The following is a 22899-nucleotide window of genomic DNA, read 5'->3' on the forward strand; positions in this document are numbered from 1 at the left end:
TGGAGACTACTGGACGAGCTCGAGATCGAGCACCGAAGAGGTGGTGACGCCCTTGCTCAGCATCTTGTCGGTGACCTTGAGACGGTCCTTGTTGTAGGCGACGTTGAGCATCGGCTGATAGATCGGCACGAAGGGAAACTGCGACAGCACATATTCATGATAGGCCTTGAAGTTGGCGACGCGCTCGGCCGACGTCTTGGAGCCCGTCAGCGCCTTCTTGTTGAGCTCCTCGCCCTTGGGGTCGTTCCACATGGAGATATTGGGATAGCCGAGGCGCTGGCCCGAGAAGAACCAGTCGAGGATGTCGGCATTGCTCCAATTATAGGAGCGCACCGCGAGCTGATGCTCGTTCTTCTTGTACTGGTCGCGGATGGCGGATGAATCGAAGACGGTGATCTCGGCATCCATGCCGACCGCCTTCAATTGCGCCTGCACCGCCTCGGTCAGGCGCTTGAACTCGGTATCGCTCTGGGTCCACAGCTTGACCTTGAGCGGCTTGCCGTCCTTCTCGCGGATGCCGTTGGCGCCGAGCTTCCAGCCGGCCTCGTCGAACACCTTCGCCGATCTGTCCGGGTTGTAGCTGATCTCGAATTTGGGATCGACCTTCGATTCCGGCAGCGCGCTGATGAGGAAATTATGCGCCTCGAGCCCGATACCGCCATAGATGCTGGCGAGTATCTCCTTCTGGTTGATGGCGAAGGCCGTCGCCTCGCGCACCTTGATGTCGGTGAAGGGTTCCGACGTCACATTGATCGGCATATAGGCGACATCGGTGCCGGGCCTGGTGATGACGCCGACATTGGGCTCGGCCTTGAGCTGCGGCAGATAGTCGGTCGGCACCGAATAGAGGAAGTCGACGCCGCCCGATTTGAGCTCGAGGAAGGCGGTCGAATCTTCCGGGATCTCGCGGAAGGTGATCTTGGCGATCTTGGCCGGGCCCTTGTTGTCGGAAAGCTCCGAGCCCCATTTGTAGTCGTCATTGCGCGTGAGCACGGTCTCCTGGCCGATGGCGAAGCTCTCGAGCTTGAACGGACCGGTGCCGATCGCCTGGGTGATGCCGAAATTGTCGCCGAGCTCCTTATAGGCCTTGGGTGCGGGAACACCCATGAAGACCTGGGAGAAGTTGAACAGGAGATTGGGCTCGGGATGCTTCATCACGAATTTGACGGTGTGGTCGTCGACGACTTCCACCTTGTCGATGGCCGCGACCATATAGGCGTTGTCGGTGCCGGCGAAGCTCGGGATCCAGGCGGCGATGGCGGCGGCGTTGAAGGGCTCGCCATTGTGGAAAGTAACGCCCTTGTGCAGATGGAAGATCCACTGCATCCCGTCCGGCGCCTCTTCCCAGCTATCGGCCAGATGCGGATGGAAGGTGAGATCGACGTCCTGGACGACGAGCGTGTCATAGATGAGCTCGGTCGCGCGGTTGGTCAACGTGGTCTTGACCGGATTGTAGGTGGTGGCGCCGACCTCGTTGGTCGGCATGACGAAGATCGCCTCTTGCGCCGCGGCGAGGCCGCTTGCCCCGACGAGGGTCAAGAGCGCCGTGCCGGCTATGAGAAAGGCCCTGCGTAGCTGGTGTTTCATGAGTTCCTCCGTCTTCCTTTGTTATGGTTGGATGCGAGAGCGCCCGCTTCACGAATCGGGCTTGCCCGGGTCGCCGACACGGCCGGTGAAGCGGCTGTAGAGGGCTGCCACCTTGTTCATGCGCCCTTCGATGTCGGGGCCGAGTTCGTTGAAGATGCTGTTGATCATGAGCGCGATGAGGCTCGCGAATTGCGGCGTCGAATCCCAGAACTGGTTGATATCGGTCTCGACCGCGAAAACCTCGTCGACCACGTCATGCGCCCAGTCGCAGAACTTGTCGGTGATCAGCGTCGTAGCGATGCCTTGGGCGCGGGCATCGATGGCAAGGAGGCGGGCGAGCCGCGAATAGCGCCGCGCCTCGATGATGACAAGATTGGTCCGCCGCGGCTCGCCCAAGAGCACATCGGAGAAATTGCCGCCGGCGAGATCGGCGAGATGCACGCCCGGGCGCAGATAATGCAGCTGATTGACCATGTATTGCGCCAGGCCGCGCTCGGTCTGGAAGCCCGCGACATAGAGGGTGGGAATATGAGCGAGGCGCCTGGCGGCGCGCTTCCATTCCTTGCTGCGCGCCATCTCGTAATTATTGACGAGAGCGGCGATCTCCATTTCGAGGCCGCGCGCCAATTCGTCATTGCCACGCCGGCTGCGCTCGCGATAGTCCTTGAGCCTGTCGCCGATGAGCCACGGGCCGTCGCCGATATCGGCCTTGAGGTCGGCTTTCAGGCCCTTGAAATGCTCATAGCCGATGGAGCGGCAGAAACGCCCGACCGACGGCTCGCTCAGGCCCACTTTCTCGGCAAGGGTCGCCGCCGTTTCGAAGGGGAGGCTTTTGAGATTGGCCAGCATGTAGCTGGCGAGCGTGCGCTCGGCCTTGGTCGCGTCCTCGAGGCATGCGGTCAGCCGCTGGCGCACCGATTCCCGCATGCCGCTTCCTCTCTCCTTTTTTCTGGTTGCATGAACTCTGTCAGTTTTCTGTCATGCTGTCAATTTGGTAAACTTTCTATCATAGCTGAAAGAGCCGACTTGACTTATTGACCGCTAGTCATTAATTACTGACTGATAGTCAATAAGGTCGATGATGCGCCGGCGCTTGAAACCCGATGCCCGCCGCCTGGAGATCCTCGTGGCGGCGGAGAAACTCCTGAAGCGGCGTGGCACCGCGGTGCGCGTGGAGGATGTCGTCGCCGAAGCGCGCGCCGCCAAGGGGACGTTCTACACCTACTTCGCCACCTGGGATGATCTCCTCGAGGCCATCCGCGCCCGCAAGATCGCCGAGCTGGAAGCCGCTGCGGCCCCGATCCTCGCCTTCGGCCCCGCCACGGATTGGCGCAAGGTCCTGCCGGCGCTGGCCGCGCTCCTGATCGATTTCATCACCGCCTCGGGTGGATTGCATGAAGCCTTGTTCCACTCGGCCTTCACCCGCAACCGCCCCGAGCCGCCGCATAAGCGTCTGGCGGCGCGCCTCGCCCAGATCGTCAAGGCCGGCATGGCGGCCGGCGCCTATGCGAAGCTCGACCCCGAGCCGACCGGCGTGCTGATCTCGGCAGTCATCCATGAAACCGCCGATCAAATCCTCGCCGGCGCCGATCGCGTGCGATCGCAGGCCGCCCTCGACCACCTGCTTCATCGCCTGGTCTTCGCCGATTCCCCAACCGAGCAAGGGGGGCTCTCATGAAGAAACTGCTGCCGCCCGTTCTGGTCGCGATCATCACCATCGTGATGTGTGGGGCGCGGATCGTCTTGCCCGGTCCCGTTATCGTGCCCGCGCCTTACAACTGGCTCGGCCTTGCGCTTCTCGTGGCCGGACCCGCGCTCGCTCTCATCGGCGCGCGTAGATTCGACAAGGTGGGCACGAATATCAAGACCTTCAACGAGCCGACCCTTCTGGTGACAGACGGGCTCTTCAAATGGACCCGCAATCCGATGTATCTGGGCCTCACCCTCTTCCTCTTAGGGCTTGCGGTCCTGCTCGGAACACTCTTTCCGTTTCTCGGACCGGTCGCCTTCGCCGTGACCGCCGATTGCTGGTACATCCCTTTCGAGGAAGCCGCATTGCAGCACAAATTCGGCGAGCGCTATGAAGCCTATAAGCGCGCCACCCGGCGCTGGATCTGATCCGCAGGCCTGATCTCAGCGCCGAGGCGCAAGGTCTCGGCCACGAGAAGGTCGAGATCGCGGCGCCTTGTGCGGTGATTGTTGATCGCTACCCGCAAGGCATGGGTGCCACGGATCGTGGTGTCGGAAATGGCCGCGATCCCTTGCTCCTGGAGTCTGAGCATGATCTCGATATTGAGGGCTTTGAGCGCCGCCGCATCGAGATCGCCCGGGCGGTAGCGGAAGCAGACGATGTTGATGCTGGTGGGGGCGGCGAGCTCGAGGCACGGCTCGCGCCGGATAAGGTCGCTCAGATATTTCGCCTGCGCGATATTCTGGTCGATGAGGCGGGCGAATTTATTGACGCCATGCTCCTTGAACGCCATCCAGATCTTGAGCGCGCGGAAGGCGCGCGAGGTCTGCAGGCCGTAATCATGCAGCCAGTGGCCCGAGGCGAGACCGCGTGGCCTGCCTTCGAGAAATTCCGGCGTCACGGTGAAGGTCCGGCGATGCGCCTCTGCATCGCGGATGAGAACGCAACCCGCTTCGAACGGCGTATGCAGCCATTTATGCGGATCGAAAGCGAGCGAATCCGCCCGCTCCAACCCCGCGACGCGATGCGCGTTCTTGGGTGCTAAGGCGATTAGCGCGCCGATGCAGCCATCGATATGGAACCATAGTCCCTCCTCCTCCGCCAGATCGGCGAGCGCCGGGAGGTCGTCGATGGCGCCGGTATTGACGGTGCCGGCCGTGGCGATGATGCAGGCGGGAGCGAGGCCCTGGGCGCGATCTTCGGCAATGGCCCGCCGCAGCGCCGAAACATCGATCCTGAAATCGGCATCGGTGGCGATGCGGCGCAGCGACTGGTTGCCGAGCCCCAGCGCCTCGACCGCCTTGCGATGGCAGCTGTGCATCTGGTCGGAGGCATAGAAGCGCAACGGTTTCTTGATGGCCGCGACGCCCAGCTCCCGGACATCGATGCCGGCTTTGACATTGCGCGCCACGTTGAGGCCGATGAAATTCGCCATCGACCCACCCGAGGTCAGCGTGCCGCTGGCGGATGAAGGAAAGCCCAGGAGCTCCTTGCACCAGTCGACGACCTGCTGGTCCATGAGGGCTGCGGCGTGATTGCCGCCGCCCAGATTGGAGCCCTGGATGGCGGCGAGGAATTCGCCCATCGCGCCGGCGAAATTGCCAGCCCCCATATACCAGGACCAGAAGCGCGGATGGATATTACCCATGGGATAGGGCATCACCTTCTCGCTCACCTGGCGGTAGACGTCGCCGAGCGCCATGGGCGAGCGCGGCAACGGTGTGGTGAAGAAGGTCTTCACCTCTTCCGGCATTTCTTGCCATACCGGGCGATCGCGCAGATCGCGCAGATAGGCGATCGCATCATCGACCATCCGGTGCGACAGGGCCTCGATATCGGCCCAGTTGCCGGGGTCGAGGGTCTCCTCGACGGGCTCGACGGCGATATTCACAAAGGCCTCACGAATTGTGCGCGCCACGCTTGGCGGGAGGCCGTGCCGGATTGGGGGATGATGCCTGCCATGATATGCTCCACGATATGTCTGCCTTCTTCTTCTCATCGCTAGAGGATCGCCGTGGGAGCCAGCGTGGGAATCGCCATGGAAACGCATGACGGTCCCGCCATACCGGACAGGCTGAGCCCCACGCCCGGCCTTCACCTCAAGCTGATGGGGCCTCTCGCCATTCATCGCGACGGCGTCGCGCTGAAGCTGCCGGCCTCGCGCAAGGCGCGCGCCCTTCTCGCTTATCTCGCCCTCGGCCCCGGGGCGCCGGGACGCCGTCATCTCTGCGAGCTTTTATGGGAGGTGCCGAACGATCCGCGCGGCGAGCTGCGCTGGTGCCTGAGCAAGATCAGGGGGCTTGTCGACGACGCCGATCATCCGCGGCTCAAGGCCCATGACGACCAGGTCTCGCTCGATCTCAGCGATTGCCATGTCGATGCCGCGGAGATCGCAGCCGCCCTCGATGAAGGGCTGGCGCTCTTGCCGCTCGAGCGGCTCACGGCGCTCGAACGCTTGTTCGCCGGCGAGTTCCTCGAGCGTCTCGACATCGACCGCAGCCCCTCCTTCCAGGCCTGGCTCATCGCCCAGCGCCGCCGGTTCCGCGCCGCCAATGTCGCGGTGCTGCAGCATCTGGTTGGGCTCCTGCCGGCGACGAGCGACGAGATCTTTCCCTATCTGGAGAAATGGATCGAACTCGCCCCCTTCGACCGGCAGCCGCATCTGGCCTTGCTCTCGGCGCTCGCCGAGCGCGGCCGCCGCGCTGAATGCGACGAGCATCTGGCCGCGTCGGCGAAACGCTTCGCGGCCGAGGAGCTCGATTTCACGCCGATCCGCATGGCCTGGCAGGCGTTGAAGGAAGAGCGAGCGGCGGTCCGCGTCTCGGCTGCGCAATCGCCCGATCCGGTCGCGGCGGAGGCGACCCGATCCCATCGCGTCGCTTTGGCGGTGATGCCCTTCATCGAGGAGACGGGCATGACGAGGCCGGGCGGCGGATTGGCCCATGGCCTCACCCATGACATCATCACCCGGCTGGCGAAGCTCCGGGCCTTTTCCGTCATCGCGCAAGGCTCGGTCTTTGCCTTGGCCGAGCGCGGCGTCGCGTCGGCCGAAGCCGCGCACAAGCTCGATGTCGACTATGTCGCGAGCGGCACCTTGCGGGAGCACGGAGATCGCCTTGCCGTCGCGGTCGAGCTGGCGGAGGCGCGCGGCCAGCGCATCGTTTGGGCGGAAAAATTCGACTACCGGCTCGCGGACGCCTTGCTGCTCATCGACGAGATCGGCAACGAGATCGTTTCCGCCATCGCGGGTGAGATCGAGACGGCGGAGCGCAACCGCGCGGTTCTGAAAGCCCCCAATTCGCTCAATGCCTGGGAAGCCTATCATCGCGGCCTCTGGCACATGTATCGCTTCACCAAGGCGGAGAACGATCAGGCCCGGCAGTTCTTCACCACGGCGATCAGGCTCGACCCGACTTTTTCCCGGGCCTATGCCGGCCTCTCCTTCACCCACTGGCAGAGCGCCTTCCAGCGCTGGGCCGACCGCGCGGAGGACAGCCGGCTTGCCTTGGCGACCGCGGATCAGGGGCTCATCATCGATGAGCATGATCCTTCCGTCCACTGGGCGCTGGGCCGGGCCCTGTGGCTCAACCGGCGCGAGGCCGATTCGCTCGCCGCTTTGGAGCGGACCGTCGATCTGAGCCCGAGCTTTGCGCTCGGTCATTACGCGCTGTCTTTCGTGCAGGCGCAGTCGGGCGATCCGCGCATGGCGATCGGCTCATCCGACCATTCCCGCCGCTTGAGCCCGTTCGATCCCTTGCTGTTCGCCATGCTGAGCTCGCGGGCCCTCGCCCATGTGCGCCTCGGCGAGTTCGAGGAAGCGGCGGTCTGGGCGCTGAAAGGTGCGGCGCGGCCCAACGCCCATCCGACGATCACGGCGATTGCCGCGCACTGCCTCGCGCTGACGGGACGGGTCGAGGAGGGACGCCGGCTCGTGGCAACCATTCGCCAGACCCTGCCCAACTATGGCTTCGAGGATTTTCGGACGACGTTCCACTTTCCCGCCGATACCGAGGCGCTGTTCCGGCAAGCGGCCGAGCGCATCGGTTTGGCGTGATCAGAACTCGGGAGCCTCTTGCAGATTGGTGATGACGCGCCGGTTCTGCGATTTGCATTCGATCTCCGGGCAGTCCTCGCCGATGCGCTCACGGCCATAGCCTTTGGCGAGCATGCGGCCGGATTCGATGCCTTGCGAGGCGAGATAGTTGCGCACCGCGTCGGCCCGCTTCTGCGACAGCGCCGTCTGGGCCTGCGGCGAGCCCGGATCGTCGGCCGAGCCCTGCAGCTTCACCTTCCATTGCGGATACTGGTTGAGCCATTGCGCCTGCTTGTCGAGCGTCGCGCGCGCCACATCGTCGAGCTCGGCCGAGCTTTGCTTGAAGAAAGTGCGCCGCCCGACGCTGACCATGAAATCCTCTTCGCTGCCGGGCGTGACATTGACGCCGCCCGCGATCGGCGCATTGGTGACATTGTCGGCGGCGGTCAGGCCGCTGCCGCTGTCCGTGGCGTTTTTGGCACTGTTGCAACCCGCCAGCAGCACGAGGAGGGTGAGAGCCGCCGCGTGTTGCCAGCTTCTCCTGCCTGTCATAGTCCCATTCCTCTCCTCACGCCGGCGGCTCGGTATCGATCGGTGCCCGTTCATCGATCACCGGGGCGCCCAGAGTCCTGAGGACCAGCACCCGGGTGCCGATCGGGCAGCGCTGATAGAGGTCGATCACATCTTCGGAGAACATGCGGATGCAGCCCGAAGAAACATTGTTGCCGATCGACCACGGCTCCATCGTGCCATGCAGGCGATAGCCGAGATCGATGCCCTTGCGGTAGAGATACAGGGCGCGCGGGCCCAAGGGGTTGTCGATCCCGCCATCGACATATTCCGGAAGATTGGGGGTGCGCGCGCGCATTTCAGGCGGCGGCACCCAGCGCGGCCACAGCGCCTTGCGGTCGATGCGGGCGCGGCCATACCAGCGGAAACCGTCGCGCCCGACGCCCACGCCATAGCGCAAGGCGGTCTGATTCTCGAATACGACGTAGAGGTAGTGGTTCTGCGCATCGACCACGACGCTACCGATCGGCTCGGTGCTCTTGTATTTGACGAGTTGCCGGCGCCATTGCGACTTGATCTTCTTAAAATTGGTCGCCCGGTATTGGTACCCGTTATCCGTTGCGATGCCGGTGAAATAGGTCATCGCCGCCTTGCTGAACTTGGTGGAATAGGCATGGGCTTCGGAGGCGGTCAGGCCGGCAGCGCCCGCTGCCGCCATCCCGGCCAGAAAATCCCTACGGCTCAAAGACATGGAACCCTCTTTCGGCACCCTCTCGACGTGGCGGCAGTTTACATGATCCGATGGCCTTGCCAAGGTGGCGGGTGGCCTCGAGGCCTCAGCCGGGCTCGAAAAGGGCCGTGATCTCGTCCGTTACGGAGAGCTTCCCGGCCGTCGCCAGGAGCAGCTGGCGCAAGGCCGGATGGACCGCAAGGCCCGATTGCCGGGCCTCTTCCCAGGCCACCCGGCTTCTGGTTCCGGGGATGACGGCCTGCATTTCCCCCGGGGCCCGGCCGAGCCAGTCGAGGAAGGCCTCGACCTCCCGCTCATAGGCCTCGATGCCCGCCAGGCGGGCGACATCGAGATAGAGCGACAGCATGTTGTTCGAGGGATCCGCCTCCCCATCACCCGTGTGGCAGCGGCCACCGGTCAGCGCGCCGGCCAGGATCTCGACAAAGACGGCGAGGCCAAAACCCTTGAAGCCGCCAAAGGGCAGCATGGCGCGGGAGGCGAGAAAGACGGCCGGATCGTCGGTGAGCGTGCCGTCCTTGGCGAGGACCGAGGCGCGCGGCAGCTTTTCGCCCCGCTCCTGCGCGAGCTTGACCGCATTGACGGAGAAATCGCCGGTGGCGAAATCGACGATGACGGGCGCGCCATCGCGGCGTGGGGCGCCGAGCGCGATGGGATTGGAGGTGAGCCGCGCCTCACGCCCGCCCGGCGGGGCGACGCTCGACGGCGCGCCGGGCGCATTGATGAAATGGAGCGAGGCGACACCCTGCTCGGCCGCGAGTTCCGGCCATCGGCCGTTGCGCCCGAAATGGCCGCTATTGCTCACCATGACGGCCGCGATGCCGTGCTGCTTGGCATGGCCGATGCCGTGCCGCGCCGCGAAGGCGCCGACCACCTGGCCGAAGGCGGCGCCCCCATTGATCCGCATGATCGGCCCGTCGACCGTAGTGATCCGCGGGCGCGCCGTGCCCGACATCTGACCCGTCACGAGGCGCTCCACATAGAGTGCGACCAGCCTCAGGCCATGCGAGGCATGACCGCTCGCTTCGGCATCGACCAGGTTTCGAGCGACTTCGAGCGCGATGTCGCCGTCGGCTCCGGCCTTGGCGAGAAGCAACCGCGCGGCTTCGACGAGACGATCCGATCCTATTCGACGGGCCTCGGCACTCATCAATAGATCGCGGGCTCGCCAATGGCGGCGCCGAAGCGGGTTTCCAGGAAATCGAAGTCGCAGCCTCGATGCGCTTGCGTCATATGGCGCGCGGCAAGCCAGCCGAAGCCCCGCTCATAGCGGGCAGGCGGTGCCTGCCAGGCCGAGCGGCGCTCGGCGAGCGTCTCTTCCGGCACTTCGAGATCGATGCTCCGGCGCGCGACATCGACCGCGATGATGTCGCCGGTCTTAACCAGCGCCAGGGGCCCGCCAATATAGGCTTCAGGCGAGACATGGAGGACGCAGGCGCCATAGCTCGTGCCCGACATGCGGGCGTCCGATATGCGCAGCATGTCGCGGACGCCTGCGTTGATGAGCTTCTTGGGGATCGGCAGCATGCCCCATTCGGGCATGCCGGGTCCGCCGAGCGGTCCGGCATTCTTCAGAACCAGCACATGGTCGGGCGTGACATCGAGATCGTCACGCTCGATCGCCGCCTTCATCTCGGCATAGCTCTCGAATGCGAGCGCCGGCCCTTTGTGCTTGTGAAGGCGCGCTTCCGCCGCCGCGGGCTTCATGACGCAGCCATTGGGCGCCAGATTGCCGCGCAGCACCGCGGTCGCCCCTTCCGCATAGATCGGCCGGTCGAGCGGGCGGATCACGTCCTCATTATATATGCCGGCATCCGCCGCGGTTTCGATGATCGGCCGCCCGGTGACCGTGATGGCGTTCTCGTGGAAATGGGGAATGAGCCGGCGCAGGATGGCGCGCAAGCCGCCGGCATAGAAGAAGTCCTCCATCAGATAGGTCGAGCCCGACGGCCTGATATTGGCGATCACCGGTATGCGCCGCGACATGGCGTCGAACTCGTCGAGCCCATAGGCGATGCCGGCGCGGCCTGCCATGGCGATGGCATGGATGATGGCATTGGTCGATCCACCGATCGCCATCTGCACCATGGTCGCATGGTCGAAGGCCTCGCGCGTCAGGATCTTGTCGGGCGTCAGGTCTTCCCACACCATCTCGACGGCGCGCCGGCCCGAGGCGGCCGCCATGCGCTGATGCGATGAATCGGCGGCCGGAATGGAGCTCGCCCCCGGCAAGGTCATGCCCAGCGCCTCGGCAAAGGCGGTCATGGTGCTGGCGGTGCCCATGGTCATGCAATGGCCGTAGGAGCGGGCGATGCCGCCTTCCATGCCGGACCATTCCTCGTCGCTGATCTTGCCGGCGCGGCGCTCGTCCCAGTATTTCCAGTTGTCGGAGCCCGAGCCCAGCACCTGGCCGCGGAAATAGCCGCGCAGCATCGGTCCCGCCGGCACGAAGATCGCAGGCAATCCGGCCGAGGTCGCGCCCATGATGAGCGCGGGCGTGGTCTTGTCGCAGCCGCCCATCAGCACGACGCCGTCGATGGGATGGCTGCGGATCAGCTCCTCGCATTCGATCGCCAGCAGGTTGCGGTAGAGCATGGTCGTCGGCTTGACGAAGGGCTCGCTCAGGCTCAGCGCCGGCAATTCGATCGGCATGCCGCCAGCCTGCATGATGCCGCGCTTGACCCATTGCACCCGGTCGGGGAAATGCGCATGGCACTGGTTGATGTCGGACCAGGTGTTGATGATGCCGATGATCGGCCGGTCCCAGTCGACCGCGTCATAGCCCATTTGCCGGGCCCGCGAGCGATGGCCGAAGGCTCTGAGGTCGTCGACCCCGAACCAGCGCCGGCTGCGCAATTCGGCAAGCTTCTTACGCTGTTCCATCAGGCTTCTCCTCTTCCTTCCCGCCAGATCCTGAAGGTCTGGCGGGCTTCGGGCGACGGTGGATAGAGGCCGAAGATGCCGTCCCCCGCCATCACCCGTTCCTGCACGAAAGTCTCGAACAGCGTCTGCTCCACCGCCTCATCGGCCACATGGTCGGCCAGCGCGCGCGGGATCACCACGGCGCCATCCGTGTCGGAAACAATAATGTCGCCCGGATAGACCGCCACATCGCCGCAGCCGATCGGCACATTGAGATCGACGGCATGATGGCGGATGAGATTGGTCGGCGCCGAGGGCCCGGCATGGAAGGCCGGAAAGGGCAGCTTGGCGATGTCGGCGGAATCGCGGAAGCCGCCATCGGTCACTATGCCGGCGGCGGCGCGCTTCCACAATCGCGTCACCAATATGTCGCCGGCCGAGGCGGCGGCGCGGTCCTTGCGGCTGTCGATCACCATGACATGGCCCGGCGGGCATTCCTCGACGCCCTTGCGCTGGGGGTGCGCGCGGTCCTCGAACACCTTGAGCTGATCGAGGTCCTCGCGCGCCGGAATGTAGCGCAGCGTGTAGGCGGGTCCCACCATGCGGGCATGCTCCGGGTTGAGCGGATGGATGCCGCCGATGAAGCAGTTGCGGAAGCCGCGCTTGAACATGATCGTGGTCAGCGTCGCGGTCGAGACGGTGAGAAGCTTGCGGCGCGTGTCCTCGGTGAATATATGCTCGGCCATGATCTCTCCTTCAATTGACCTCGAAGCCCCCGCGGGCGAGGACGCGGCGCATCCAGTCGCCGGTGAGGCCGATGGCGATGACGACAAAGCCTATACCGAGACCTGGCAAGGTTGAAATCCACCAGGCATTGTCGAGATAATTCTTGCCATTGGCGATGATCCGCCCCCAGCTCGGCACGGTCGGCGGCGTGCCGAGGCCCAGATAGCCGAGCGCCGATTCCGCCAGGATGATCAGGCTCAGTTCGGCGGTGAGCACGATGATGAGCGGCGCCACCAGATTGGGCAGGATGCAGGACCAGATGACCTTGGGCACCGGGAAGCCGAGGGTGAGGGCCGCTTCCACATAGCTCTGCTGGCGGGCCTTGACGGTGACGGCGCGGGCGAGCCTCGCGATCTGCGCCCAGCGCGTGATCGCCAGAACCGCGATGACGGCAAGGATGCTCGGCGGCACGAAGGCCGCCAGGAAGACGGCGATCAATATGGAGGGAAAGGAGAGCTGCACATCCGCCACCCGCATGATGAAGGCTTCCGATCTGCCGCCGAGCCAGCCGGCGGTGACGCCGACCAGGGTGCCGACGAGGCCGGCGAGGAGGGCCGCGGCGACGCCGATCAGAAGCGATATGCGCGCGCCATGGAGGATCTGCTCCAGCATGCCGCGGCCGAGCTGGTCGGTGCCGAGCAGGAAGAACGTGCCGTTGCGGTTGTAGGAGAAGGGCGCGAGCAGCCGGCTCGACGTATCGACCGAAGCGGGATTGAACGCGACGACAAAGGGTCCGATCACGGCGAGCAGGATCATGGCGATGAGTATGATCACGCCCAGAGGCGGCTTGCGCCAGAGTGAGGAGGAGGACCCTGTCATCAGCCGGACCGGAAACGCGGATCGATGAAGCGATAGGCGAGATCGACCAGCAGGTTGACCACGACGACCATGACGGTCATCAGGATGATGCAGCCCTGGACTACCGGATAGTCGCGTGTCGCGATCGAGCGGATCAGCAGCTGGCCGACGCCCGGCCAGCCGAAGACGCTTTCGATCACCGCAGCACCCCCCAGCAGGTGGCCGAACTGGACGCCGCCAATGGTGAGCACCGGGATGACGGCATTGCGCAGCACATGGCGCTTCAATATGTCGGAGAGCTTGAGGCCGCGGGCGCGCGCCAGCGTGACATAGGGCGCCTTGAGCACGCCGATCGTTTCATTGCGCATGAGCCGCAGATTGACCGCGGCGAGGGGCAGCGCCAGCGTCACGACCGGCAGGATCAAGGCGAGGCCGCTTCCGCCCGAGCTCGGCAGCCAGTGCAATTGACGCGCGAAGATCAAGATCAGCACGATGCCGAGCCAGAAGTCGGGCAGCGACAGCGCCACGAAGGCGCCGCCGCTCGTCACTTTGTCGACCGGCCTGTCGCGGTAGAGCGCGCATAGTATGCCGAGCGGGATCGCGATGATGATGGTGAGGAGGATGGTCACGATGCCGAGCAGCACCGACGGGCCGACGCGCGACAGGACCAGTTCATGCACCGGTATCCCTTGCGTGATCGACCGGCCGAAATCGAGCGTCGCCGCCTTCATGAGATAGATGCCGAGCTGCACAAGGATCGGCTGGTCGAGCCCATAGGCCTCGCGCCCGCGCGCGATCTCCTCCGCACTCGCCATGTCGCCGAGCAGGACCTCGATCGGATCGCCCGGTGCGATGCGCACCATGATGAACACGGCGATGGCGGTGACCACGGTCGTGACCAGGGCCTGGAACAGGCGATGGGCGAGATAGCTCCACATGGTCCGTTATTTGAGGTTGAGATAGACGATCACCTTGGGCGTGGCTTTTATGCGGTCGAGGCGGCGGATCCTGAGCCAGCCGCCGAAATGCTTGAGCCTGAGGAAGCCGAGCATCTCGCCATCGCTGAGCTCACAGACCGTTCCTTCAGGGCACCAGCGCATGCCGTCGGGCGATATCTCGGCCATGAATCTGAGCTTGCCGCGAGGCTTGGGGTCGAGGACGCGGATGAAGAAGATGGCCTCGTCCGCCCAGGCCGCCTCATAGGGCTCGCTGGCAAAATCCGGGGTCAGGACGACATTGCGCTCGACCGCCGCCGTATAGCTCTCCCGCATGTCAACCCTCCGTCGAATAAAGAATGCTGTCGAAATAGAGAAAGGCACGTTTGTCGACGTCGGTTTCGACGAAGAAGATCGTGTTCAGAAGGCCGCGCAGATTGGGCATGATCGCGATCTCGAAGGGCGCCAGCATGCTGGCGTCCATGACGATGTCGTTGCAGCGCACCGTCTCGAAGCGCATGGTCTCGAGGTTGAAGGTCACCGCCAGATAGTGCCAGTTCATCTTGCTGGCGAGCTCGTTGCCGCACATTTCGTGCCGGCCGTTGGGGATGTCGGCATAGCCTTCATCGGCATAGTGGTTGATCGACACGGTCTCACCGCGCGTGCCGATGTCGCGCTTCGCCGGTTTCTCGACCTTGACCTGCCATTTGCCGATCTTCTCGCCGTTGCGGGCATTGAGGTAGCGCACCCGGGGCAGCATGCGCAGGCGGTCGTCCTGCAGGTCGAGCAGGAAGCCGAAGCCGCGCACATCGGTTTCCGACAGGCGGAGCTCGCTTGCTTCCGATTTGTAGCCGAACCAGGTCTCCATGCGGATGCGGCAGAGCTTCGTCCAGGTCAGCCGCTTGGTGCATACCGCGACGCTGCCTTTGCGCGGGCGCGTGGCGAGCTTCAGCGCATAGGTCCCATCGAGCGATCCGGCGGTGCCGGTGTCCCACATCGGCCGGTTGCTGAGCTGCGGCGGCCGGAAATCGGCCATTTCGGGGATGATCTCGTCGAGCGTGCCTTCGTAATTGCCGATCGTCTCGGTAAAACCGTTATAGCCCGTGTCGAAATCGGCATGATAGATGATGCGCGGCAACGGTTCGAACTTGTCGAAACAGCGCTCATTGGAAATCATCAGGTTGCTCCTGTTTTTTTCGGATGATCGGGAAGGGCGGCGACGCTGCGCAAGAGCGCGCCGCGGTCGCTGAGGCGCGGCGCCGAAGCGATGAGCTGCCGCGTATAGGGATGAACGGGCGCGGCGATGGTGGCGGAGGTGGCGCCCTGCTCCACGATGCGCCCGCCCTGCATGACGATGATGCGCTCGGCGATGCGGTTCACCACCGCGAGATTGTGCGAGATGAAGAGCAGCGCATAGCCTTCCGCCTTGAGGGCGGCGAAGAGATCGAGGATCTGCGCCTGGATCGAGACATCGAGCGCGGAAGTGGGCTCATCGCAGATGAGAAGCCGGGGCGTAGTGGCGAGCGCCCGGGCGATCGATATCCGCTGCCGCTGCCCGCCGGAAAAGGCGTGCGGATAGCGCTCCAGCGCATCCGCGCCGAGGCCGACCTTGTCGAGAAGGCCGAGCGCCTGCGCCCGCCTCTCGTCTCTTTCCGCTTGCGGCCGCCACAGCGCCAGGACCTCATCGAGGATGCGCCCGACCGTCTGGAACGGGTTCAGTGTCGAGGTGTGATCCTGGAAGATCATCTGTATACCATGGCGGGCGGCAGCGCCTCGCCGGCGCGGCAGGTCGCGGCCGTCGATGCGGATATGGCCGGAGGACGGGCTGACCAGGCCGACGATGGCGCGCGCCAGGGTGGATTTCCCGCTGCCCGATTCGCCCACCACGCCAATGGCCTCGCCGCGCGAGAGCGCGAGCGATATGTTGGCGAGGGCTTTGAGACGGCGCACCGTGCGTCCCGCCGCATCGTGGATCTGATAGGTCACATCGAGCCGATCGATGTCGAGCAGGGCGTCAGCCATGGGGGCTCACACTTGCGGCATCGAGATCGGGAACGGCGCTGACGAGGTTGCGCGTATAGGCGTGCCCGGGCGCCTTGCAGATCGTCTCGGCATCGCCGCGCTCGACGATCTCGCCCTTGTTCATCACCAGGACCTGGTCGGCGAGCTGATAGACGATGCCGAGGTCATGGGTGATGAGGAGAACGCTCATCTCCATATGGCGGCGCAATTCATCGAGCAAAGCCAGGATGCCGGCTTGCACCGTCACGTCGAGTGCGCTGGTCGGCTCATCGGCGATCAGGATGCGCGGCTTGAGCGCGATGGCGCCGGCGATCACGATGCGCTGCTTCATGCCGCCCGAGAAGGAATGCGGATAGTCCTGGGCACGCGTCGCGGCGGAGGCGATGCGCACCTGATCGAGGGCGCGGACCGCCTCGCGCCGCGCCGCGGTCCAGTCCATGCCCTGATGCAGGACGAAGAGCTCGGCGATCTGGTCGCCGACCGGCATCGTCGGATCGAGCGCCCGGCCGGGATCCTGCGTGACATAGCCGATGCGGGTGCCGCGCAATCGGGCGAAGCTCGGATCGTCGATGCTCTTGAGATCCTGGTCCAGTATCCTGAGCCGGTCGAAGGACACGATATATTGCTCAGCGTCGGTTAACCCGAGGAGAGCGGTGGCGGTCAGGCTCTTGCCGCTGCCCGATTCGCCGATGAGGGCGGTGATCTCAGCCTCCGGCAGGCTGAAGGATATGGCGCGCACCAGGGGCAGTGCCTCGCCGTCGTCGCGGCGCGCGGAAATGGAAAGACCGGCAGCTTCAATGTCATATCGGGGCATCATGGCTGCCGGACTCGTCATCTTTCCAGGCGATCAGGCGGGTCTACTTGATCTCGACATCGCGGAAGCGCGGCGCCATGGTGGGCGCCAGCTGTATGCCGGAGACGGTCGAGCGATAGACATAGACGGCCTTGGCTTCCGAGGGGAAGATCCCGACCGCGTCGTTCCAGATGATCTGGATGGCTTTGGCATAAAGTTCCTTGCGCTTGCTCTGGTCGGATTCGCGCCGGGCCTCCAGGAGGATCTTGTCGAGCTCGGGATTGGCATAGCCGTTCTCATTGTTCTCCGAGAGATAGAGCCGGCCGATCGTGTAATCGGCATCCTCGGTGTAGGACGGGTTGGTGGCGAGCACCATGTCCCAGTTGAGATCGCGCAATGCCGCGGTCCACACCGCATGCTCCTGCTGCATCGGCGTCACCTTGACGCCGATCTTGTCCCAGTAGGAGACGAAGGCCAGCGCCATCTGGTCGACCGATGCGCCGAAATTCTGCGAATATTTGAGCTCGGCGGTGAAGCCTTGCGGATAGCCCGCTTCGGCGAGAAGCTTCTTGGCGAGCTCGGGATCATAGGAATAGGGCTGCTGCGGCGCATAGCCGAAGACGGTTTCGGCGATCGGCGCCTTGCCGAGCGAGCCGGTCAGGGGCAGGAGATCCGCGACCACTTGCTTGACATCGACGGCATGCCACAGCGCCCGCCGGACGCGGGCGTCCTTGAACGGTCCGCGGCTGCCGTTGAACCAGTTGTAGTAGTAGACGACCGAGGGAACGATGTTGACCGTGACGTCGCTGTTCGACTGGAGCGCCGGGATCTGGTCGTCGGGCACGCCCCAGGTCACATCGATCTCGTCATTGAGCAATGCCGTTACCCGGCCGGTGAGCTCGGGGATCGTCTGGAAGCGGATGCCGTCGATCTTGGGCGCGCCACCCCAATAAGTGGGATTGGCCTTGAGAGTGAGCGACTGGCCGGGCTCGAAGCTCTCGATCACGAAGGCGCCCGAACCCGGCAGCCTGACGCTTGCGCCATATTCGCCCTTCGTCGCGGCGATGGCCTCGGAGGGCGCGATCTGCAGCAGCGCCACATTCCTGAGGAAGGGACCGACCGATTCCTTGAGCTTGACGACCACGGTCTTGGCATCCGGCGTCTCGACCGTATCGAGCTGCGTCCACAAACGGGCGAGGCCGCCTTTCGCCTTGGCGAGCCTCTCGAGCGAGGCTTTGACATCGGCGGAGTCGAGCGTGGTGCCGTCATGGAAAGTGACGCCGTCGCGCAAGGTGAAGCGCCAGGTCTTGGCATCGACCTGTTGCCACTGGGTGGCGAGGCGGCCTTGCGGCTCGCCGTCCTTGAACTCGATGAGCGAGTCATAGACCTGGCGTCCCGCCATGATCGTATCGCGCACGACCGAATTCGAGCCGTGCGGATCGATGTCGTTGATGGGGGCGGGTGCCGAGACGCGCAATGTCTTGGCGTCGCTTACGCTTGCCGTGGCGGCCAAAGCCGCAGCGGCCAGTAATGCCAGAAGTCCCTTTCGCATGGATCACTCCCTTTATGCGGAACCACATATTTGTAATTTTTCTGGAGTGATAAATTACATATTGGTACAGTTCGTCAAGAAAAGAATCGACAATCTCGTGTTTTTGTGAGATTTGTAATTACAAATTTGTTCAGTGGGGACTTTTGATGACAACGCTCACGGCGGACACTCTGCAGGGACGGCGGCGCAGCGACATCGTCTACAAGACGCTGCTCGATCGCATCTATTCGGGCCAGTATGGCCGTTATGCACGCCTGCCGACGGAACGCGAGCTCACCGAGGAATTCGCCGTCTCGCGACCGGTGGTGCGCAACGCTCTGGCGAGATTGCGCGACAACGGTCTCATCCGCTCGGTGCAAGGCTCGGGCAGCATCGTGCTTTATGAGTATGAGCGCAGCAATGGCGCGCGTTCCGGCCATGTCAGCATCGGCGATTTCCAGAAATGCTTCGAATTCCGCGTCCTGGTCGAGCAGGAGGCGGCCTATCTCGCAGCGAAGCGCGCCGACCGTTTGGCGCTCGAGGCCATCCGCCGCAATATCGATGAGGTCGAGCGTGACGTTCAGCGCGGCGAATACCGCATCGGCAAGTCCTTCGACTTCCATCGCGCCATCGCCGTCGCGTCGGAGAATTCCTTCATCGTCGAGGCGCTCGACAAGGTGCAGGACTTCATCGGCTTCAAGATCTATATCGCGCGCTCGATGAGCCTGCCCAATCCGGTGGAACGGCTGGCCTTCATCAATGGCGAGCATTCGGCGATCCTCACCCTCATCGAGCGGCGTGAGGCCGAGGCGGCCCGCGACCTGATGCGCAGCCATATCGAGCGCGCCCGCGATCTGTTCCTGGGCTGCCTGCCTCTGGAAGGCGATGGGGGATCTATCTGATCCAGGGCGGCAGCGCGAAACGTTCGGTATTGTAGGGCTCGGGCGCGATCAGCGCCTGTTCCTTCTCGTGATCCTGGATCTGATAGAAGAGATGCGGCATGCCGAGCGAGGGATCGCGCACATAGTCGGGATAGGGGATGGCCGACTGCCATTCCGGATGGTAGCGGATGATGCCGGCGACGCTGCGATAGACGGACTCTTTCAGATAGCGGGCGAGCTCGCGGTTCTGTTCGAATTCGCCCGGCCCAGCGGTGCCGCCGGCGAGCGATGCCGCGACCGCATAATGATGCACCGAGCTGTAGGATTGGCAGCCGACCTGCGGCGTCGAGCCCGGCCCGAAACGCTCGACATAGCGCTTGGCGAAGGCTTGCCCCATCTCGTCCCGCAACAGGCCGATGACCGTGCTGACGATGATGCCTTTCGCCTTCTCGCCCGCCTGGTCGACGAAGGACTGATGCATCGCGCCATATTGCAGATAGACGATGGAGTTGAACGGGTCTTCCATGAACTGGAGCTGGAATTGCGCCAGGTCTCCGGAATAGAAATGCGTGTTGGCGAGGACGGCGGGATTGGTCTGGCGCGCTTCCGCCAGCACCGGACGCCAGCTGGTGGTCGGCGTGGTGATGATCTTCGGCCCGAACGCCACTTCCCAGCCGAATTGTCGCGCCGCGCTCGCCATCGCATTGGCGATGACGATGCTGTAGGGCTTCGAGCCCGAGATGATGGCGATGCGGTTGTTCTCCGGCTTCCATTGCGCGCTGTCGCGCAGCCAGGAGATGAATTTGATGAAGCCCTGTCCGTACCAGTAATCGGCGGGATCGGCCATGAAGCAGCCGAAATAGCGCTCCGGATTGCTGCGGATGGTGTCGTGATGCTGCAGCAGCGTGTTGTTGTGGATATAGATGATGCCGGCATCGGCGATCGGCTCATATTCCGAGTTCTGCGGCCCGATATTGTAGCCGTTGATGATGGCATGCACCTTGTGCTCATCGATCAGCCGGTTGGCGCCGGCGACCACTTCTTCGGCGCTTTGCCGGCAGGTGTCGATGAAGACGGGCTTGAGCGGCCGGCCCAATATGCCGCCGCGCCGGTTGATCTCTTCGCTCGCCAGGATCACGCCATTGCGGAATTCGGCGCCATCCGCCGCCGAAGGGCCGGTCAGGGGAACCAGGCTGCCGACCGGTATGGCGTCCCCTTGCGTCGTCATCTCAGCTCCTCACCACGGGTGCGGCCTGTGGTTCATAAAGAAGATTGTGCATGAGGACGCGCAGCCGCGGCGGGTTCACCGGCTTGATGAGCACCGGGAAGCCTTCGCCCTTGAGCCTTTGGATGAGCAGCGGGTCGGTATCGGCGGTAACGATGATGCTCGGTATCTCGCGCCCGAGCAGCGCGCAGATGCTGCGCACCACCTCGGTGCCGTGCTGCTCGCGCAGGCTGTAATCGGCGATGATGAGCTTGGGGTCGAAGGCCGATCGCTCGAACAGCTCGCGCGCCTGGGCTTCCTCCTGGATGGCATGGACCACGATGCCCCAGCGCTCGAGGAGCTCGGTGGTGGCGATGCGCAAGGCTTCGTCGTCCTCGATGAGGAGCACCGAGACGCCCGCGAACTCGCCGCCGATGCTTTCGCTGATCTCGGGCTCGCCGATATCGCTGTGCCAGACATTGCCGGCCGGCACCTCGATGGCGAAGAGCGATCCCTTGCCCTGGGTCGAGCGTACGCTGATCGGATGATCGAGCAGGCCAGCGATGCGCTTGACGATATTGAGGCCGAGGCCGAGGCCGCGTTTCTTATCGCGCTTGCCGTCGGCGACCTGGTAGAACTCGTCGAATATGCGCTCGAGATATTGAGGCCCGATGCCGCGGCCGGTATCGCGCACCTCGATCCTGAGCTTCCCGCCGCTATGCCGGCAGCCGATCAGGATCCTGCCGACGTCGGTATAGCGCACCGCATTGGCGACGAGATTGCTCAGGATGCGCTCGAGCAGCGCCTTGTCGCTGGTGATGGAGCTGCGGCTGTCGACGATGCGCAGCTTGAGGCCCTTTTCCTGGGCCTGATGGCGGAACTGGATGTCGAGCCTCTGGAAGATCTGCGCCAGCTGGAAGGTGGTGACCCTGGGCACGATCTTGCCGGCATCGAGCTGGCCGATCTGCAACAGCGCACCGAGCAGATCTTCCATGATGCTGACGGCGATATCCATGGCGTGGAACAGGTCGTTGCGGTGCTCCTCGTCGGGCTCCGACATGCAGTTGTAGATGAGGATCTTGAGCGTCGCGAGCGGCTGCCGCAGATCGTGATTGGCGGCGCGCAGGAAGCGCGACTTGGTCTGATCGGCCGTTTCCGCCAGCTCCTTGGCGCGTACCAGCGCCTTCTCGCCGCGTTTCAGGAGCGAGATGTCATAGACGGTGGTGACCATGCCGCCGTCTTCGGTCGCCCGGCGCTGGATCTGATAGATGCGCCCATCGGCGAGCGGCTGCTCTTCCAGGCCGTCGCTGCCGAACCGGCTTTCCTGCTCGGCGATCCAGCCCGCCGGATCGGCGAGCACCAGTTCGTTCGAGCGCGCGACGAGCTCGAGATAGTACGGATAGGAGAGGCCTTGCGCGATCTCGGCGATCGCATGGTGGAAGGATTCGCGGAAATGCCGGTTGCAATAGCGAAGCTTCTGCGCCGCGTCCCAGACGGCGATGCCCGAGGCGACCGCATCGAGCCCGGCAAAGACGGTATCCTGGCGGGGCGCCGAAGGCGCGGGCGGGGCTCTGGAGCTCTGTGGCGCTTCGCGTTTGTTCAATTGTTCTTCTGCCTCTTCGCCTCATTGGCGAGGCTCACCGCATAATGGATAGCGGCCGAGCGGTCCTTGAAGCCGAGCTTCTTCATGAGATTGCCGATATGGACGCGCACCGTATGGCTGCTGAGCGTCAGCGCACTGGCGATCCGCGCCACCGAATAGCCGCGGCCGAGAAGATCGAGCACGTCATGCTCGCGATTGGTCAGGAGGTCGATGCCCTTGTCGGCCTTCGCCGCGGGCGCCGCGGTCTCGGCGGCGGCGCGCGCCGGTGCGGCGGACTGCTCCAGGATACGGCGCGGGAAGGACACTTCGCCCGCCAGCACGCGCTCGATCGCGCGCTCGATCTCCTCGCCGCCGGAGGATTTGGGAATATAGCCGATGACACCGTGGCTGATCGAACGCAGCACATAGTCGAGGTCCTCATGCACCGAGATGATGACCACCGGAATATCGGGGAATTCGGTGCGCAGGCGCTTCAAGCCGTCGAACTGGTCGAAGCCCGGCATGATCAGGTCGATCAGCATGAGATCGATGTCGGAATGCTGACGCAGGAGGGCGAGAGCGTCTTCGAAATTTTCCGCTTCCAGCGGCTCGAGGGACTGATGCACGCGCTTCATGACCTGCTTGAGCGCTTCACGCACCACCCAATGATCGTCGGCAATCAGTATCTTCATTCTAGGCATCCCATCTTCCGGTTCATCGCCGTTTGTTCGAGGTTGCCAGGCGCTGCGGCCGAGCCCGGTTCGGAGTCTCGGTTGTCGTCGTCGGAACGCTCGAAATGCCTGCTGGTATCACGCAAGGCCGTTCCTCGAAAGTGCGCCGCGGAGCGCGGTGCATAACCCTGGATGACAGATCTCCGGTCGGGAAGCACGTCATGGTGTCTTCCTAGTGGCGCTAGCATGTTTCCTAGCAGTGATTA

22 protein-coding genes are annotated in these 22899 nt (G+C 64.0%); 4 read left to right on the forward strand and 18 right to left on the reverse strand.

Annotated elements, in window-relative coordinates:
- Positions 1-6: 6 nt before the first annotated feature.
- Together DS839_RS27905 and DS839_RS27910 are read right to left on the reverse strand one after the other, a co-directional pair.
- Complete coding sequence (locus tag DS839_RS27905; protein ID WP_119273789.1) at positions 7-1587, reverse strand: ABC transporter substrate-binding protein; 1581 nt, start codon at positions 1585-1587, stop codon at positions 7-9.
- 48 nt (positions 1588-1635) lie between these two features.
- On the reverse strand, positions 1636-2514 hold the full coding sequence (locus tag DS839_RS27910) for a MurR/RpiR family transcriptional regulator (protein WP_119273790.1): 879 nt from the start codon (positions 2512-2514) through the stop codon (positions 1636-1638).
- Between the two features lie 166 nt (positions 2515-2680).
- Between DS839_RS27910 and DS839_RS27915 the strand changes: the two genes are divergently transcribed.
- On the forward strand, positions 2681-3265 hold the full coding sequence (locus DS839_RS27915; protein ID WP_162918852.1) for a TetR/AcrR family transcriptional regulator: 585 nt from the start codon (positions 2681-2683) through the stop codon (positions 3263-3265).
- The gene (locus tag DS839_RS27920; protein ID WP_119273792.1) at positions 3262-3705 is read left to right on the forward strand and encodes a methyltransferase family protein; all 444 of its coding nucleotides are present in this window, start codon (positions 3262-3264) and stop codon (positions 3703-3705) included. The genes DS839_RS27915 and DS839_RS27920 overlap by 4 nt, the downstream gene beginning before the upstream one ends.
- On the opposite strand, the gene DS839_RS27925 is transcribed toward DS839_RS27920, so the two are convergent.
- Positions 3675-5168: a pyridoxal phosphate-dependent decarboxylase family protein gene (locus DS839_RS27925; protein ID WP_368911961.1), complete on the reverse strand. Its 1494-nt coding sequence runs from the start codon at positions 5166-5168 to the stop codon at positions 3675-3677. The two genes, DS839_RS27920 and DS839_RS27925, sit on opposite strands and share 31 nt — an antisense overlap.
- Positions 5169-5315: 147 nt before the next feature.
- On the opposite strand from DS839_RS27925, the gene DS839_RS27930 reads away from it, so the two are divergent.
- Positions 5316-7331: a transcriptional regulator gene (locus DS839_RS27930; RefSeq protein WP_119273794.1), complete on the forward strand. Its 2016-nt coding sequence runs from the start codon at positions 5316-5318 to the stop codon at positions 7329-7331.
- Here DS839_RS27930 and DS839_RS27935 read toward each other — a convergent pair whose 3' ends face one another.
- The 12 genes from DS839_RS27935 to DS839_RS27990 form a co-directional block, all read right to left on the reverse strand.
- A complete protein-coding gene (locus tag DS839_RS27935) occupies positions 7332-7862 on the reverse strand; it encodes an OmpA family protein (RefSeq protein WP_119273795.1) in 531 nt (176 codons plus the stop codon).
- A 16-nt stretch (positions 7863-7878) separates the two neighbouring features.
- Positions 7879-8571, reverse strand: coding sequence for a L,D-transpeptidase (locus tag DS839_RS27940; RefSeq protein WP_119273796.1), 693 nt, complete (start codon positions 8569-8571; stop codon positions 7879-7881).
- Positions 8572-8656: 85 nt separating this feature from the next.
- A complete protein-coding gene (locus tag DS839_RS27945; protein WP_119273797.1) occupies positions 8657-9718 on the reverse strand; it encodes an Ldh family oxidoreductase in 1062 nt (353 codons plus the stop codon).
- Positions 9718-11451: an L-arabinonate dehydratase gene (gene araD / locus DS839_RS27950; protein WP_119273798.1), complete on the reverse strand. Its 1734-nt coding sequence runs from the start codon at positions 11449-11451 to the stop codon at positions 9718-9720. Before araD ends, DS839_RS27945 begins: the two co-directional genes overlap by 1 nt.
- Positions 11451-12176 (reverse strand): ribonuclease activity regulator RraA, encoded by a 726-nt coding sequence (locus tag DS839_RS27955; RefSeq protein WP_119273799.1) that lies wholly within the window; start codon positions 12174-12176, stop codon positions 11451-11453. Before DS839_RS27955 ends, araD begins: the two co-directional genes overlap by 1 nt.
- A 10-nt stretch (positions 12177-12186) precedes the next feature.
- A complete protein-coding gene (locus DS839_RS27960; RefSeq protein WP_119273800.1) occupies positions 12187-13035 on the reverse strand; it encodes an ABC transporter permease in 849 nt (282 codons plus the stop codon).
- Positions 13035-13952 carry an ABC transporter permease gene (locus DS839_RS27965; protein WP_119273801.1) on the reverse strand — a complete coding sequence of 306 codons (918 nt, stop codon included), beginning with the start codon at positions 13950-13952 and terminating at the stop codon, positions 13035-13037. The genes DS839_RS27960 and DS839_RS27965 overlap by 1 nt, the downstream gene beginning before the upstream one ends.
- 6 nt (positions 13953-13958) lie before the next feature.
- A complete protein-coding gene (locus tag DS839_RS27970; RefSeq protein ID WP_119273802.1) occupies positions 13959-14285 on the reverse strand; it encodes a hypothetical protein in 327 nt (108 codons plus the stop codon).
- A 1-nt stretch (position 14286) separates the two neighbouring features.
- Positions 14287-15126, reverse strand: coding sequence for a DUF6772 family protein (locus tag DS839_RS27975; RefSeq protein WP_119273803.1), 840 nt, complete (start codon positions 15124-15126; stop codon positions 14287-14289).
- The gene (locus tag DS839_RS27980; RefSeq protein WP_119273804.1) at positions 15126-15971 is read right to left on the reverse strand and encodes an ATP-binding cassette domain-containing protein; all 846 of its coding nucleotides are present in this window, start codon (positions 15969-15971) and stop codon (positions 15126-15128) included. Before DS839_RS27980 ends, DS839_RS27975 begins: the two co-directional genes overlap by 1 nt.
- Complete coding sequence (locus DS839_RS27985; protein WP_162918853.1) at positions 15964-16788, reverse strand: ABC transporter ATP-binding protein; 825 nt, start codon at positions 16786-16788, stop codon at positions 15964-15966. Before DS839_RS27985 ends, DS839_RS27980 begins: the two co-directional genes overlap by 8 nt.
- A gap of 40 nt (positions 16789-16828) precedes the next feature.
- Positions 16829-18316 carry an ABC transporter substrate-binding protein gene (locus DS839_RS27990; protein ID WP_119273806.1) on the reverse strand — a complete coding sequence of 496 codons (1488 nt, stop codon included), beginning with the start codon at positions 18314-18316 and terminating at the stop codon, positions 16829-16831.
- Between the two features lie 146 nt (positions 18317-18462).
- On the opposite strand from DS839_RS27990, the gene DS839_RS27995 reads away from it, so the two are divergent.
- Positions 18463-19197 (forward strand): FadR/GntR family transcriptional regulator, encoded by a 735-nt coding sequence (locus tag DS839_RS27995; RefSeq protein WP_119273807.1) that lies wholly within the window; start codon positions 18463-18465, stop codon positions 19195-19197.
- Here DS839_RS27995 and DS839_RS28000 read toward each other — a convergent pair.
- From DS839_RS28000 to DS839_RS28010, 3 genes are read right to left on the reverse strand one after another with little or no spacing between them, the layout of a single operon-like run.
- Positions 19190-20404: an ABC transporter substrate-binding protein gene (locus DS839_RS28000; protein WP_119273808.1), complete on the reverse strand. Its 1215-nt coding sequence runs from the start codon at positions 20402-20404 to the stop codon at positions 19190-19192. The genes DS839_RS27995 and DS839_RS28000 overlap by 8 nt on opposite strands.
- 1 nt (position 20405) lies before the next feature.
- Positions 20406-21983: an ATP-binding response regulator gene (locus tag DS839_RS28005; RefSeq protein WP_119273809.1), complete on the reverse strand. Its 1578-nt coding sequence runs from the start codon at positions 21981-21983 to the stop codon at positions 20406-20408.
- Positions 21980-22654 (reverse strand): response regulator transcription factor, encoded by a 675-nt coding sequence (locus tag DS839_RS28010; RefSeq protein WP_119273810.1) that lies wholly within the window; start codon positions 22652-22654, stop codon positions 21980-21982. The genes DS839_RS28005 and DS839_RS28010 overlap by 4 nt, the downstream gene beginning before the upstream one ends.
- Between the last annotated feature and the right edge of the window lie 245 nt (positions 22655-22899).

It is taken from the genome of Taklimakanibacter deserti (assembly GCA_003574785.1).